Genomic DNA, 14,127 nt, shown 5'->3' with positions numbered 1-14,127 from the left:
GCTTGCCGTCGGTGGTCCGTGCCGCGCTGCGCTCGGCCAGCTGTCACATCGAACGCTCACTGCCGCGGTCGGTGCGATGACCCGCTCCGTTGTTTCGATTGCCGCCGTGGGTCTTCCGTTGCTGTGGAGCAACATGCTGTTGCCCCGGTCGGCCCTCGGCATACGGGGCCGCACGGCCGCCAATGTCGCGTTCGCGACGGTCTACGGAGCCGCGTTCGGTGCGCGTCCGAACTGGTGCTCGCGGCGCGGGCTGCGGTGGGGTGCCGCCGCCGGGACGGTCGTGGTCGCGGGTTACGGTGCCGCCCTGGCGATTCCACCGCTGCGGCGGCGACTGGCGGGCTTCGCCGGCCGGGCGCCGGAGGTCCCGCTCGCCGAGTGGGCCGCCGTCCACATCCCGCTGGGCACCGTCTACTGCGAGGAGCTGATCTTCCGCGGCACCCTCGACCCGCTCCTGGACGCCGCCTTCGGCGGTTCCGGAAAGTGGTTTGCCGCAGCGGCTTTCGGTCTGTGGCACGTCCATCCCGCCCGTTCGGCAGGCGACAGCGTTCCGGCAACGGTCGCCGCCACGGCGGCCGGCGGCCTGATCCTGTCCTGGCTGCGCCGCCGCACCGTCAGCGCGACCGCCCCCGCCCTCCTGCACCTGGCCCTCAACGTCGGCGGCTCCCTCGCCCCCCTCGCCGCTCGCGCGCAGCGCCGGACTCTCGACCAACCGCACGATTTCGCAGGTGGGTAAGCTCGGTGGGTGGCACGAGGATCGGCGATGGGACCGGCGGAGCTGCGCGAAGTCGTAGCGGCGGTGCGTGGTTGGCTGCACGACGAGTCGGTGGCCGCCCCCGAGCGGGCCGAGTTGGCGGCGGCGGTGCGGGGTACCGCGCGCACGCTGGCCGCGAACGCGCCCGGGCATTCCGTGGAACTGCGGGTGCCGCCGTTCGTGGCGGTGCAGTGCATCGAGGGGCCGCGGCATACCCGGGGGACGCCGCCGAATGTGGTGGAGACCGATCCGCGCACCTGGTTGCTGCTGGCGACCGGGTTGGTGACATTCGACGAAGCGGTGGACTCGGGTGCGCTGACCGCCTCCGGGCTGCGCGCGGGTGAGCTGGCGCGCTGGCTTCCGCTGCTGCAGGCATAACGCCAGGTCACCGGCGCTTTCCTGGAATACGGTGAGAACGGGTGCCGGTGTTCACGGCCGGTCCCAGTCGATCCCCGGCAGGCTGGCCGTGTGGTCCCGGTTATCCGGCGAAATCGTCAATAACGTTGTCGGCGTACGGCAATTCGGCCGCACACCGGATGACACCCCGTGCGCGCACGGGAGGACGGAGTAACCGATGTTCCACCTGTTCCAGCCGATCGTCGACTGGTTCCACCCGATCTGGGATCAGGCGCCGCAGTGGTTCGGCGGGCAAGGACCCCGGCACCGCTGAGTGCTCGGCGGCCGTCCCGGAGCACCGGGACGGCCGGGGCCGCTCAGGCGCGATTCACCGGCTTGCGCTCCAGCCCCTTGCGGTCGTAGAAGCGGGTGATCGTCAGGCCGAGTGTGACGCCGATGGCCAGGCCCAGCACCGACATCCAGATGCCGCGGGTCAGGCCGGCCGTGCCGCTGCCGTTGAAGTACAGAATGGACCGAACACCCAGGAACACCTGGTGCATCGGTTCGAAGTTCGCCAGCCACTGGAAATACTTCGGGGTCGCCTCGATCGGCACCGTGCCCCCGGACGACGGCAGGCCCAGGATCACGAACACGATCAGGTTCACGATCAGACCCGAGGTGCCGATCGCCGCGAGCACCGAGGTGCAGGTGAAACCCACCGCGATCATGACGAAGGCGCCGTAGAGGAACAGCGCCAGCGGCTTATCGAGGGGCATCCCCAGCGCCGCCCCGATGCCGAGCAGCGCGGCGGAGACGACCACGGCCATCGCCGCCACGGCCGACCACTTGATCAGCAGCGTCTGCACCCGGGATATCGACGCGCGCGGATAGTGCAGATACCAGGGCCCCCATTCGGTCGGCAGGAATCCCAGCGCCGCATCGATCAGCTGATGCACGATCATCGCGCCGACCATGCCGACCAGCAGGAGCAACAGGCTGTAGAAGAATGCCGTGAGCCCCTCGCCCGACCCGCCCGGCAGCGGCCGGAACTGCTCGACCACGATGTTCAGCGGACTGTCCAGGGCGATCCGGGCGGCGCCGGACAGTTCGGGCGCGGGCGGGCCGCCGGGCTGCGGCGTCAGCTGCGCCCGGACCTGCTCGGTCAGCTGCTTGCCGACCTGCTGCTGCACCTGGGTCATCGCCTGCTCGCCGAATCGCTGCATGATGGAGGTGCCGAACGCACCGGCGCGCGGATTGGTCTGCACGGTGATGATCGGCCGCTCGATATCGCCGGGCACGACGCTGCCGACGCCGAGGATGCCCAGCCGTTTGGAGAAGTCGCTGGGGATGTAGATGGTGCCGTACACCTGCGCGGACTGCATGGCCTGCCGTGCCTCGTTCGGGCCGAGCACGCGCAGATCGATCTTGTCGGCGGGCACGGCCTGCCGCAGCCCGTCGGCCACCTGCTCGCCGAAGTTCACCCGCTGCTCCCGGCCGGGCGGCCCCAGCGTCTCGCCGACGTCCTGATTCACCAGAGCGATCGGGAAATCGTGCAGGTTCTTCTCCGGATCGACGACGTAATCGAGGTACATCACCCCGAGCAGCGACCCCAGTAGCGTCATCACGACGATCGGTAGCGCCCATCGCACCGGGCTCAGGTGTCGGCGAGGGGGGCCTGCTGCCGCGGTGTCGGTAGTCGCCACGGTCGAACGGTAGCAGCAAACGGCCCGCCAACCGGGCGATCCCGTGTGAGGTTTCGCGAGGTTCCGCGGTGGTCCCACGCGAGGTTCCGCGGTGCCGACCCGTAGAATGATCATTGCCCCCCACCCGCCGAACCGGGAGCATGCGGTGACCAACGCCGACTTATCGGTCGACAGCCCCAATCTGCTGAACACGTCCGCTCCGGATGAGCCCGAGAACGAGCCCCGCGAGGAGTGCGGCGTCTTCGGGGTCTGGGCTCCGGACGAGGACGTGTCCAAGCTCACCTACTACGGTCTGTACGCGCTGCAGCATCGCGGCCAGGAGGCCGCCGGCATCGCCGTCGCCGACGGTGCGCAGGTGCTGGTGTTCAAGGATCTGGGCCTGGTGAGTCAGGTCTTCGACGAGCAGACGCTGGCCGCGATGCCCGGCCATGTCGCCATCGGCCACTGCCGCTATTCCACCACCGGCTCGGTGACCTGGGAGAACGCCCAGCCGATCTTCCGTACCACCGCGGTCGGCACCGGATTGGCGCTGGGGCACAACGGCAATCTGGTCAACACCGCCGAGCTGGCCGCCCGGTCGCGGGAGCTCGGATTGACCAGCGGCCGCCTGTCCGGCGGGTCGATGTCGGCCACCTCCGACTCCGATGTGATGACGGCGCTGCTGGCACACGCCGCCGCCGACAAGAGCATCGAGCAGGCCGCGATGGAGCTGCTGCCCACCTTGCGCGGCGCGTTCTGCCTGACCTTCATGGACGAGCACACCCTCTACGCCGCGCGCGACCGGCACGGTGTGCGCCCGCTGTGCCTGGGCCGGCTCGATCGCGGCTGGGTGGTGGCGAGCGAGACCGCCGCGCTCGACATCGTGGGCGCCTCGTTCGTCCGCGAAATCGAGCCGGGCGAACTGCTGGCGATCGATGCCGACGGTGTGCGCTCGCTGCGCTTCGCCAATCCGGAGCCCAAGGGCTGCGTCTTCGAATACGTCTATCTCGCCCGGCCCGACAGCACCATCTCCGGCCGGTCGGTGTACGGCACCCGGGTGGAGATCGGCCGGCGCCTGGCCAAGGAGCATCCGGTCGACGCGGATCTGGTGATCCCCGTGCCGGAGTCGGGGACTCCGGCCGCCGTCGGGTACGCGCAGGGCTCGGAGGTCCCGTACGGCCAGGGCCTGATGAAGAACGCCTATGTGGGCCGCACCTTCATCCAGCCCAGCCAGACCATCCGCCAGCTCGGCATCCGGCTGAAGCTCAACCCGCTGCGCGAGGTGATCCGCGGCAAGCGCCTGATCGTCGTCGACGATTCGATCGTGCGCGGCAACACCCAGCGCGCGCTGATCCGGATGCTGCGCGAGGCCGGCGCGGTGGAGATCCACGTCCGCATCGCGTCGCCGCCGGTGCGGTGGCCCTGCTTCTACGGCATCGACTTCGCCTCGCGCGCCGAGCTGATCGCCAACGGTGCGGGCGCCGAGCCGGCCAAGCGGCTCGACAACACGCCCTTCGACGAGCGGTCCCAGGAACTGCAGGACGAGATGGTGGAGAACGTGCGTCGTTCGATCGGTGCCGACTCTCTGGGCTACATCTCGATCGAGGGCATGATCGCCGCCACCGAGCAGCCCGGCACCCGGCTGTGTTGTGCGTGCTTCGACGGCAAGTACCCGATTCCGTTGCCCACCGAGGCGGCCATCGGTAAGAATGTGCTGGAGGGCATCCTCGGCGGCAAGAGCGAGTCGGAGCTGTTGGGCGACAACGCGAATGCGAGTGCGCTGAGCCGTCCGTGAGGCGCCGGGCTGTCGGCCGTCCGCGAAACAAAGTTGCGTGCTGTCCGGAGGCGTTCCCCGGCGCGTTGCGACCGGTGCTGTTGCTCCTGCAATAGTTTCGGCTCCATAGTGCCCGCACCGGCGCATTTCTCGCCCGGACAATCTGATTGTTGCGAAACGCAACATATTTGCAATCGGTCGGCGGTACTGTCCCCGCCATACCGGAGTACACCGTGAACGCACCCGGTCTGCGATCCAGGCCCGGGTGCGCCGCTTTGCGAGATGAGGGACAGTCATGCGGTTTTCGGCGACACAGGCGTCGGCGGCTCGACGAGGTCGGGTGAAAGGTATTGCGGCGGTGGGTATGGCGGGCCTGGCCCTGCTCGCGGTGGCCGGATGCGGATCCGGCCGGACCGGCGGCGGGGGTGACGGTGGCCTCGTGATCGGCACTACCGACAAGATCTTCTCCCTCGACCCGGCGGCGGCCTACGATCAGGGTTCCTACGTCCCCGAGACGCAGGTCTATCAGCACCTGATGAACTTCGGCCCGGGCAAGACCGAACCGGAACCGGACGCCGCGGAGAAGTGCGGGTTCGGCACGCCCACCGTCTATACCTGCACGCTGAAGACGGGATTGAAGTTCGCCAACGGTAATCCGTTGTCGGCCACGAGCGTCAAATACTCCTTCGACCGGATGCTGAAGATCAACGACCCGAACGGCCCGGCGTCGCTGCTGGGCAACCTGGACCACACTGACGCGGTCGACGAGCGCACGGTGGCGTTCACCCTGAAGAACGGCAACGACCAGACCTTCCCCGCGATCCTGGCGACCCAGGCCGGCCCGATCGTCGACGAGAAGGTCTTCCCGGCCGATCGGGTTCTCGACGACGACGCGGTGGCCGAGGGCAAGCCGTTCTCGGGTCCGTACACGATCACCAGCTACGACAAGAACAAGCTCGTCGAGTACCAGGAGAATCCGGACTACGCCGGGCTGCTCGGCAAGCCGAAGACCGCATCGGTGTCGACCAAGTACTACGCCAGCCCCGACAACCTGAAGCTCGATATCCAGAACGGCGCCGTCGACGTCGCCTACCGCAGCCTGAGCCCCACCGACCTGGAGTCGTTGCGCGGCAACGACAATGTGACCGTGCACGAGGGGCTCGGCGGCGAACTGCGCTACATCGTGTTCAACCTCAACACCATGCCGGGCGGCACCCCCGAACAGAAGCTGGCCGTGCGCAAGGCGGTCGCCGCCAGCGTCGACCGCGACGCGCTGTCGACCGAGGTCTACAAGGGCACCTATACGCCCGCGTACTCGTCTGTGCCGCAGGGTTTCCCGGGGGCGACGGAACCGTTCAAGGACCTCTACGGCGCCGAGCCGAACAAGGAGCAGGCGGCCAAGTTCCTCGCCGACGCGGGTGTCGCCGCCCCGGTCGAGCTCAATCTGCAGTACAACCCGGACCACTACGGCGGCTCCAGCTCCGAGGAGTACGCGGCGATCAAGAGCCAGCTGGAGGCCACCGGGCTGTTCAGGGTCAACCTGCAGTCCACGGAGTGGGTGACCTATCAGCGCGAGCGGGCGCGGGACGGCTATCCCGTGTATCAGATGGGCTGGTTCCCGGACTATCCGGATCCGGACGACTATCTGACGCCGTTCTTCGCCCCGAACAACTTCCTGCAGAACCACTTCGAGGATCCGGCCATCACGGCCCAGCTGACCGCCGAGGTGACCCAGCCCGACAAGGACAAGCGGCTGGCCATCATCCGACAGGTGCAGCGGGAGATGGCCGACAAGCACATCTCGATCGTGCCGCTGCTGTCGGGTAAGCAGATCGCCATCACGGCCAAGGGCGTGCAGGGCACGGAGTCGACGCTCGATCCGTCGACCAAGTTCCGCTACAGCGTGCTGAGCAAGTGACCGCCGTGACCACGGAGCCGGGGCCGGGCGCCCCGGCTCCCCCTCCGCGAAATACGCCGGGCCGCAGCCGATCCCGATACGGGGTGCTGCTGCGGTATCTGGCCGTGCGGCTGCTGCTGATCGTGCCGACGGCATGGATCCTGGTGACGGTCGTGTTCTTCCTGATGCGCGTGGTGGGCGACCCGATCAGCGCCGCGCTCGGCGGGCGGCTGCCACCCGACCAGATCGAGGCGCGCAAGGAGGCCGCCGGGCTCAACCGCCCGGTGCTGAGCCAGTATTGGGACTACCTGTCCGGGCTCGTGCGCGGCGACTTCGGCCGATCGACGGACAACCAGGCCATCGGCGACATCATCGCGAACTACGGCGCCGCCACGCTGGAACTGGTGTTCTGGGCGCTGCTGGTGGCGTTCCTGGTGGGAGTTCCGCTGGGCCGCTACGCCGCCCGGCGCCGGGACAAGGCCGCCGATGTGGGACTGCGGTTGTTCGGCATCCTCGTCTACGCGGCCCCGGTGTTCTTCGTCGGCCTGCTGCTGAAGCTGATCTTCGCGGTGAAGCTGGGCTGGCTGCCGGTGGCGGGGCGGGCGAGCACCAACGTCGAGCTGGCGTTGCAGCACGTATCGCCGAAGACGAACATCCTCACCATCGACGCGATCCTCTACGGCGACAACAGCTATCTGCTCGACGTCCTGAAACACGCGGTGCTGCCGGCGATCGCGCTGGGCCTGCTGACGGCGGGCATCTTCCTGCGCCTGGTGCGGATCAATCTGATCCAGACTCTGCGCAGCGATTTCGTGGACGCGGCGCGGGCACGCGGATTGTCCGAGCGGGTCGTGGTGGGGCGGCACGCCTTCCGCAACGCCATGATCCCGATCGTCACCGTGATGGGCATGCAGATCGCGATGATGCTCGGCGGGGCGGTGCTCACCGAGATCACCTTCGAGTGGAAGGGTCTGGGCTATCAGCTCGCGCAGTACCTGCAGGCCCGCGATTTCGTTGCGGTGCAGGGGATCGTGGCCTTCCTGGCGCTGGTGGTGGCGGTGATGAGCTTCCTGGTCGATGTCGTCGTGGCGCTGATCGATCCGAGGGTGAGGTTCTAGATGACTGCACCTGAACTGATGGCCGAACCCGCGGTGGTTCCGCCGCCGTCGCGGCGCGGTGTCCCGGGCCTGCGGCTGTTCTCGATGACCTCGGGCCTGCAGCGCGTGACGTTGGTCTTCGGCCTCGGGCTGATCGCGCTGTTCCTGATCGTGGCGCTGTTCGCACCGCTCATCGCGCCCTACGACTTCGCCCAGATATCCGCCGACGGAACCGATTTCGCGCGGCAGCAGGCACCGTCGGCGCAGCACTGGTTCGGCACCTCGGTGCGCGGCGAGGACGTGTTCTCCCGGGTGATCTTCGGTGCGCGAACGGCGTTGTGGGTCATCGCGATATCGCTGGTGCTGTCGCTGATCGTCGGCGTGCCACTGGGTTTGCTGTCCGGCTATGTCGGGCGCTGGGTGGACCGGGTGCTGGTGTTGTTCATGGATGCCATGTACGCCTTCCCGACGCTGCTGCTGGCCATCGTGGTGTCGATCGTGGTGGCGGGCGGCAACTCGTCGAGTTTCGGCGGTGTGCTGTCGGCGGCGGTGGCGATCACGGTGATCTTCGTGCCGCAGTACTTCCGGGTGGTGCGCAACGCGACGGTGGCGGTGAAGACCGAGCCGTACGTCGACGCCGCCCGGGTGACCGGCGCACCGGTCGGGCGAATCCTGTTCCGGCACGTCTTTCCCAACGTCACCCAGTCGCTGCCGGTGATCATCACGCTGAACGGCTCCGAGGCGATCCTGACCCTCGCCGCACTGGGCTTCCTGGGCTACGGCATCGAGCCCACCCAGGCCGCCGAATGGGGCTACGACCTGAACAAGGCCCTCGCCGACGTCTCCAACGGGATCTGGTGGACCGGTGTCTTCCCCGGTGTCGCCATCGTGCTGGTGGTGCTCGGCATGACGCTGGTCGGGGAGAGCCTGAACGAGGTGCTCAACCCGCTGCTGCGCACCCGCCGGGCCGCCGCCGCATCGAAGGAGGCCGAGGATGACTGATACCGCGCACCGCCCGACGGCGCTGGCCGTCGAGTCGCTGTCGGTCACCTTCGCCACCGATGCCGGGCCGGTGAACGCGGTGAGCGACGTGTCCTACGCGGTGTATCCGGGCGAGGTGCTGGCCATCGTCGGAGAGTCCGGGTCGGGCAAGTCGGTGAGCTCGCGCACCGCGATCGGACTGCTGCCGCAGACCGCCCGGGTCGAGGGCACCGCCACGGTGGGCAGCCACACCATCACCGCGATGAGCGACAAGCAGCTGACCGCGCTGCGCGGCGGCGAGATCGCGATGGTCTTCCAGGAACCCGGTGCGGCCCTGGACCCGCTGTTCACCGTCGGCTTCCAGATCGCCGAAGCGCTTCGCGCACATCGCAGTCTGGGCCGCAAGGAGGCGAAGGCGCGCGCGGTCGACCTGCTCCGCACGGTCGGGCTGCCCGACCCGGAGCACCGCGTCGAGTTCTATCCACATCAGCTGTCCGGCGGGCAGAAGCAGCGTGTCATGATCGCGATCGCCATCGCCTGCGAGCCGAAGGTGATCATTGCCGACGAGCCGACCACCGCGCTGGACGTCACGGTGCAGGCCGAAATCCTGGAGCTGCTGCGGGATCTGCGCGATCGCCTGGGCAGCGCCGTCGTGCTCATCACGCACAACATGGGCGTGGTCGCCGACCTTGCCGACCGCGTGGTGGTGATGCGCGAGGGGAAGGTCGTCGAAACCGCCCCGGTCGACGAGCTTTTCGCCAACCCCCGGGAGCAGTACACCCGAGACCTGCTGGCCGCGGTCCCGAACCTGGGTGCCGGGCCGCGCCCGTTGCCCGATTCGGTCCCCCCAGCCGCGCAACAGGATTCGGGCACCCGCGGCGCGGACGAGCCGCCGCGGGCCGGCACCCCGGCGGAACCCGCAACCGCAGCGGAACGAGGGACTTCCACGGAGCCCGGATCCTCGGCGGGGCCTGATATTTCGACCGGGCCCGAGTTGCCGGGAGAGTCCGAGGCCGGAGCGGAGTCAGCGGCGAGCACGGAGACTCGGGCCGTAACGGAGCCGGGTTTTCCGGCGGGGCACGAGGATTCGGTAGAGCCTGGAGCGTCCGTCGAGCCGGTGCTCGAGGTGACCGATCTGGTGGTGGAATTCCCCGGGGCCCTGGGTCGCTCGGCTTTCCGGGCGGTGGACGGGGTGAGTCTGTCCATCGGGCGCGGCGAAACCCTGGGGCTGGTGGGCGAATCCGGCTCGGGTAAGACCACGATCGGGCGATGCGTGGCGGCGTTGCAGCGGCCGACGTCGGGGACGATCGCGATGCTCGGCACACAGGTGACAGGCCTGTCGGAACGACGGCTGCGACCGCTGCGCAAGCGGCTGGGGTTCGTCTTCCAGGATCCGGCGACCTCGTTGAACCCGCGGCTGACGGTCGGGCAGTGCGTGGCCGAGCCTCTGGTGGTGCATCGTGCCGCCGGCGGCGAGGCGCTGCGGTCGCGGGTGCGCGCACTGCTGGACGAGGTGCAACTGCCCGCGGGCGCCGAGGATCGCTATCCGCACGAGCTGTCGGGCGGGCAGCGGCAGCGGGCCAGCCTGGCCCGCGCGCTGGTGCTCAACCCCGATCTGCTGATCGCCGACGAGCCGACCAGCGCACTGGACGTCTCGGTGCAGGCGCGGGTACTGGAACTGTTCGCCGGGCTGCAACGCGAATTCGGCTGGGCCTGCCTGTTCGTCAGCCACGACCTCGCGGTGGTGGATCAGCTCGCCGACCGGATCGTGGTGCTGCGCAACGGCTCCGTGGTCGAACAGGGCTCCCGCGACGAGATCCTGCGGCATCCGGCCGAGGAGTACACCCGGCGGCTCGTTGCCGCGGTCCCGGTGCCGGACCCGGTCGAGCAGCGTCGTCGCCGCGCCGCCTCGGCGGCACTTTTCGCCACGGACCACGGGGGGTAACCGGGAGCTGGGTCGTGCCGCCACACCGTCTCTCCGACGACACGGCGGCACGACTCCGAGGCGGGCACCCGGCCGGTCGGTGCCGGACGTCGACCGGGTGCCCGCCGATCCATCGCGGTACCAACACGTCTCGCGGCCGGGCACGGTTCATCCGCGGTCGCCGACGCGCACCGATTTGCCCGGCCGTGCCGCACTGCCGACGCCCGGTGACTCGGGCCTCGCGGGAGACGACGGGCCGGGGCAACCCGGCTTCGCTGCGGAACAGGCGAGTTCCGCCCGATCGGGTCTCGACCCGAATCCGCCCGGTTCGCATGGCTTCCGATGCGGCGAGTGCGCTACCGCCGGAGTGGTCAGCCGGGCTGTCGGAGAATGCCGGAGATCAGCAGCAGCAGGCATTGTTCCGCCTCCAGCCGTGCGGTATCCGGATCGTCGGCGTGCGCCACGATCATCCCCGCCTCCGTGATCGCGCTGAGGATGAGCTGGCTGAGCACCGGCACCGGGGCGGGGGCGGCCAGGCCGGCGTCGACGGCCCGGTGCAGCTGGTCGGTGATCAGCCCGAGGCCGTGCCGGGCCTCCATCTCGCGCCAGCCTTCCCAGCCCAGTACGGCCGGACCGTCGGCCATGACGATCCGGACCGTCTCCGGGCGCCCACTGATGTCCAGAAAGCTGCGCAGCCCGACGGCCATGGCCGCGAGCAGGTCGGCGGGATCGGGTAACTCGGCGATGGCGCGCGCGACCTCGGCGGTGTTGTCGGCCTCCAGGCGTTCGAGGACGGCCAGGAACAGGCCGCGCTTGTCGCCGTAGTGATGGTGCAGGGCGCCGCGGGTGACCCCGGCCGCGGAGACGATCTCCTCGGCCGAGACACCCGCGTAGCCGCGCTCGGCGAACAGCCGGCGACCGGCGTCCTCGAGCGCGGCTCGGGTGGTGCGAGAGCGATCCTCCTGACTACGGCGCGGCATGCAGCCGAGTGAACTCCACGATCAACTCGGTGAGCAACTCCGGGCGGTCCTCGGCGCTGAAGGTGTAGGAGTCGTCGATCAGCCGCAGGGTGGCATCCGGCAGATCGCGGGCCAGCCGTTCGGCGAACGACACCTTGAACGCCTTGTCCTCCTGCGCCCACGCCAGCAGCACCGGCAGGTCGAGGGCCGGGAAATGCTCCGCGGCCGCCAGCGTGTAGCGCTTGTGCACACCGCGCAGGAAGCGCACCAGGTCCGCCCGGATCGCCGCCGACCGCCGGGTGGGCAGCAGATAGGAGTCGGCGATCTCCGGCGGCACCGGGCGCTTGGTCACCAGGCCGAACGCGATCGGCAACCGCTGCGCGGGCCGGAACCGCATGAGCTCCAACAGGGTTCGCAGCAGTCCGGGAATCGGTGCGAGCCGGGGTAGCGGCGTGAACGGCTGCGGGAAGAACTTGTCGTAGGCGTCGCAGTTGGTGAGCACGACCCGGCCGACGCGGGACCGGTCGCGGGTCAGCATGATCTGCGTGATCGCGCCGCCGGTGTCGTTGGCCACCAGCGTCACGTCCCGCAGATCCAGCCGTTCCAGGAAGTCGGCGAGCAGGTCGGCGGCGCCGGTGGGGGACAGGTCCGCCTCGGGCACCGGAATCGAATGCGCGCCGAACGGCAGGTCGGGGGTCAGGCAGCGGTGGCCGGCCGCGGCCACACCCGGCACCACATTGCGCCACAGGTCTGCGTTGACCAACAGGCCGTGCACGAAGACGACCGGCGGGCCGGAACCGGTGTCGTGATAGCGGATCCGGTGCCGCCCCAACAGGTCCACCTCGTGGATCGGGCCGAGTGCGCTGCTGGTTCCCATGTCGTTCCTCCCGGAGGACGAAGTATCGAAGTGCGTTCAGATTCACATACATACCGTATGTATGTCAATGAAGGCCGCCGAAACTCGTCCGATTTGTCAATAGCCGAAGCCAATACCGGTGCGGTCTCGTTATCCGACTCCGGTAGCGTGAGCAGGCATCTATCCGCCGATTCGGTTTGGAGCTTTCCCCGAAAATGACTGAGCAGACCCCGACTGGTGCCGGTGTGGACGGCCTTGGCGCCGGTGCCTCGTATGCCGCGGCCGGTGTGGATATCGAGGCCGGAGATCGGGCGGTAGAGCTCTATGCGCCCCTGGCCAAGAAGGCCACCAGGCCCGAGGTGCAAGGCGGATTGGGTGGCTTCGCCGGACTGTTCGCGCTGAAGGGCGATTACCGCGAGCCGCTGCTCGCGTCCTCGACCGACGGGGTCGGCACCAAGATCGCGGTCGCGCAGGCGCTGGACAAGCACGACACGGTGGGTCTGGATCTGGTCGCCATGGTCGTGGACGACCTGGTGGTGTGCGGCGCGGAACCGCTGTTCCTGCAGGACTACATCGCTGTCGGGAAGGTCGAGCCGGAACGGCTGGCGCAGATCGTCTCCGGCATCGCCGAGGGGTGCGTGCAGGCCGGCTGCGCGCTGCTGGGCGGGGAGACGGCCGAACATCCGGGGCTGATGGGCGCCGACGACTACGACCTCTCGGCCACCGGCATCGGCGTGGTGGAGGCCGATGCCGTTCTGGGGCCCGACCGGGTGCGCCCCGGCGACGTGGTGATCGCGATGGGCTCGTCCGGGCTGCATTCCAACGGCTACAGCCTGGCCCGGCACGTGCTGCTGGAGATCGACCGGATGTCACTGACCGGGCACGTCGAGGAGTTCGGCCGCACCCTGGGCGAGGAACTGCTCGAGCCGACCAAGATCTACGCCAAGGACTGCCTGGCCCTGGTCGCGGAGACCGACGTGCGCACCTTCGCGCATGTCACCGGCGGCGGGCTGGCCGCGAACCTGGCCCGGGTGCTGCCCGCCGGCCTGGTCGCCGAGATCGACCGCGGTACTTGGAATCCGGCGCCGGTGTTCAAGATGATCGCCCAGCGCGGTCGCGTGGAGCGGGCGGAGATGGAGAAGACCTTCAACATGGGTGTCGGCATGGTCGCCGTCGTCGCGCCCGAGGACGCCGAGCGCGCCCTGGCCGTGCTCACCGCCCGGCATATCGCGTGCTGGACGCTGGGCACCGTCAAGAAGGCCAAGGAGTCCGACGCCGAGCGCGTCGCGCTGGTGGGTGAACACCAGCGGTTCTGATACGGCGGCGCTCACGACAGGCCCCGACCACACCGGTGTCCGGATCGTTCGATCGCGGACAGCGGTGTCGCCGCGAGTCTCGGTGAGCGGTGCGGGACCGGCCGACGAGCGGCACCGGACGCGGTGGCGACGTGCTAAGGGGGAGGCCCGTCAGGCCTCCCCCTTAGCACGTCGATCCGAGTCAGCGGCGCCAGTCGTCTTTGTAGTCGTCGTCTTCCTCCCAGCGCGACAGCGACTCGTCCGTGTCGTGCTCGTCGGAGAGAACACCGCTTCGCTGCGAGTCACGGGAATGTCCCGAGAGCTCACGCTGAAGGCTCGCGAAGTCGGTCGACGGCGAGCTGTACTTGAGCTCGCGCGCGACCTTGGTCTGCTTTGCCTTAGCCCGGCCACGGCCCATGGCTGACCCCCTCGCGTCACTGCGGGGCGGCCTGGGGTGGTTTGGCGGCCCCGTTCGAATTAATACTCTTCCTGACAGACACTTTAGCGTGTGTGTGGCGGTCGCGCTTCCAGGAGTCGGGGATGACTCCGGATCCGGCCGGGTTTGCCGGGTTGTC

The 14,127-nt window shown here is 69.0% G+C and carries 12 protein-coding genes; 8 read left to right on the top strand and 4 right to left on the bottom strand.

Features of this window, described 5'->3' with window-relative positions; genetic code table 11:
* The first annotated feature begins 106 nt into the window (after window positions 1-106).
* On the top strand, window positions 107-733 hold the full coding sequence (locus D892_RS0108185) for a CPBP family intramembrane glutamic endopeptidase (RefSeq protein ID WP_232236025.1): 627 nt from the start codon (window positions 107-109) through the stop codon (window positions 731-733).
* A gap of 27 nt (window positions 734-760) precedes the next feature.
* Window positions 761-1,129, top strand: a complete 369-nt coding sequence (locus D892_RS0108180) for a sterol carrier family protein (protein WP_036566821.1) — start codon at window positions 761-763, stop codon at window positions 1,127-1,129.
* 335 nt (window positions 1,130-1,464) lie between these two features.
* Here the strand turns inward: D892_RS0108180 and D892_RS0108170 are convergent, their stop codons facing one another.
* Window positions 1,465-2,790: a YhgE/Pip domain-containing protein gene (locus D892_RS0108170; RefSeq protein ID WP_369801738.1), complete on the bottom strand. Its 1,326-nt coding sequence runs from the start codon at window positions 2,788-2,790 to the stop codon at window positions 1,465-1,467.
* Window positions 2,791-2,935: 145 nt separating this feature from the next.
* On the opposite strand from D892_RS0108170, the gene purF reads away from it, so the two are divergent.
* The 5 genes from purF to D892_RS0108145 all read left to right on the top strand — a co-directional run bounded on the left by purF (window position 2,936) and on the right by D892_RS0108145 (window position 10,463).
* On the top strand, window positions 2,936-4,564 hold the full coding sequence (gene purF, locus D892_RS0108165) for an amidophosphoribosyltransferase (protein ID WP_024800770.1): 1,629 nt from the start codon (window positions 2,936-2,938) through the stop codon (window positions 4,562-4,564).
* A 343-nt stretch (window positions 4,565-4,907) separates the two neighbouring features.
* Window positions 4,908-6,461, top strand: a complete 1,554-nt coding sequence (locus tag D892_RS0108160) for an ABC transporter substrate-binding protein (protein WP_024800769.1) — start codon at window positions 4,908-4,910, stop codon at window positions 6,459-6,461.
* An 83-nt stretch (window positions 6,462-6,544) separates the two neighbouring features.
* Complete coding sequence (locus D892_RS0108155; protein WP_232236311.1) at window positions 6,545-7,558, top strand: ABC transporter permease; 1,014 nt, start codon at window positions 6,545-6,547, stop codon at window positions 7,556-7,558.
* A gap of 18 nt (window positions 7,559-7,576) precedes the next feature.
* A complete protein-coding gene (locus tag D892_RS0108150; RefSeq protein ID WP_024800767.1) occupies window positions 7,577-8,539 on the top strand; it encodes an ABC transporter permease in 963 nt (320 codons plus the stop codon).
* Window positions 8,532-10,463 carry an ABC transporter ATP-binding protein gene (locus tag D892_RS0108145; protein ID WP_024800766.1) on the top strand — a complete coding sequence of 644 codons (1,932 nt, stop codon included), beginning with the start codon at window positions 8,532-8,534 and terminating at the stop codon, window positions 10,461-10,463. The genes D892_RS0108150 and D892_RS0108145 overlap by 8 nt, the downstream gene beginning before the upstream one ends.
* Window positions 10,464-10,813: 350 nt before the next feature.
* Here the strand turns inward: D892_RS0108145 and D892_RS0108140 are convergent, their stop codons facing one another.
* Both D892_RS0108140 and D892_RS0108135 read right to left on the bottom strand, forming a co-directional pair.
* Window positions 10,814-11,422: a TetR/AcrR family transcriptional regulator gene (locus D892_RS0108140; RefSeq protein ID WP_024800765.1), complete on the bottom strand. Its 609-nt coding sequence runs from the start codon at window positions 11,420-11,422 to the stop codon at window positions 10,814-10,816.
* Entirely contained in the window at window positions 11,409-12,278 is an 870-nt protein-coding gene (locus D892_RS0108135; protein WP_024800764.1) for an alpha/beta fold hydrolase, read from the bottom strand. Before D892_RS0108135 ends, D892_RS0108140 begins: the two co-directional genes overlap by 14 nt.
* 194 nt (window positions 12,279-12,472) lie before the next feature.
* Between D892_RS0108135 and purM the strand changes: the two genes are divergently transcribed.
* On the top strand, window positions 12,473-13,573 hold the full coding sequence (gene purM / locus D892_RS0108130; protein ID WP_024800763.1) for a phosphoribosylformylglycinamidine cyclo-ligase: 1,101 nt from the start codon (window positions 12,473-12,475) through the stop codon (window positions 13,571-13,573).
* A gap of 181 nt (window positions 13,574-13,754) precedes the next feature.
* Here the strand turns inward: purM and D892_RS0108125 are convergent, their stop codons facing one another.
* Entirely contained in the window at window positions 13,755-13,970 is a 216-nt protein-coding gene (locus tag D892_RS0108125; RefSeq protein ID WP_024800762.1) for a DUF3073 domain-containing protein, read from the bottom strand.
* Window positions 13,971-14,127 lie beyond the last annotated feature (157 nt).

This window comes from Nocardia sp. BMG51109 (assembly GCF_000526215.1).
Lineage (GTDB): Bacteria > Actinomycetota > Actinomycetes > Mycobacteriales > Mycobacteriaceae > Nocardia.
This window is presented reverse-complemented; position numbering and strand designations above follow the sequence as displayed.

Excerpts from the sequence above, each read along its gene's own strand:
- D892_RS0108180 (WP_036566821.1), top strand. The coding sequence starts at position 761 with ATGGGACCGGCGGAGCTGCGCGAAGTCGTAGCGGCGGTGCGTGGTTGG.
- D892_RS0108160 (WP_024800769.1), top strand. The coding sequence starts at position 4,908 with ATGGCGGGCCTGGCCCTGCTCGCGGTGGCCGGATGCGGATCCGGCCGG.
- D892_RS0108150 (WP_024800767.1), top strand. The coding sequence starts at position 7,577 with ATGGCCGAACCCGCGGTGGTTCCGCCGCCGTCGCGGCGCGGTGTCCCG.
- D892_RS0108145 (WP_024800766.1), top strand. The coding sequence starts at position 8,532 with ATGACTGATACCGCGCACCGCCCGACGGCGCTGGCCGTCGAGTCGCTG.
- D892_RS0108140 (WP_024800765.1), bottom strand. The coding sequence starts at position 11,422 with ATGCCGCGCCGTAGTCAGGAGGATCGCTCTCGCACCACCCGAGCCGCG.
- D892_RS0108135 (WP_024800764.1), bottom strand. The coding sequence starts at position 12,278 with ATGGGAACCAGCAGCGCACTCGGCCCGATCCACGAGGTGGACCTGTTG.
- purM (WP_024800763.1), top strand. The coding sequence starts at position 12,473 with ATGACTGAGCAGACCCCGACTGGTGCCGGTGTGGACGGCCTTGGCGCC.
- D892_RS0108125 (WP_024800762.1), bottom strand. The coding sequence starts at position 13,970 with ATGGGCCGTGGCCGGGCTAAGGCAAAGCAGACCAAGGTCGCGCGCGAG.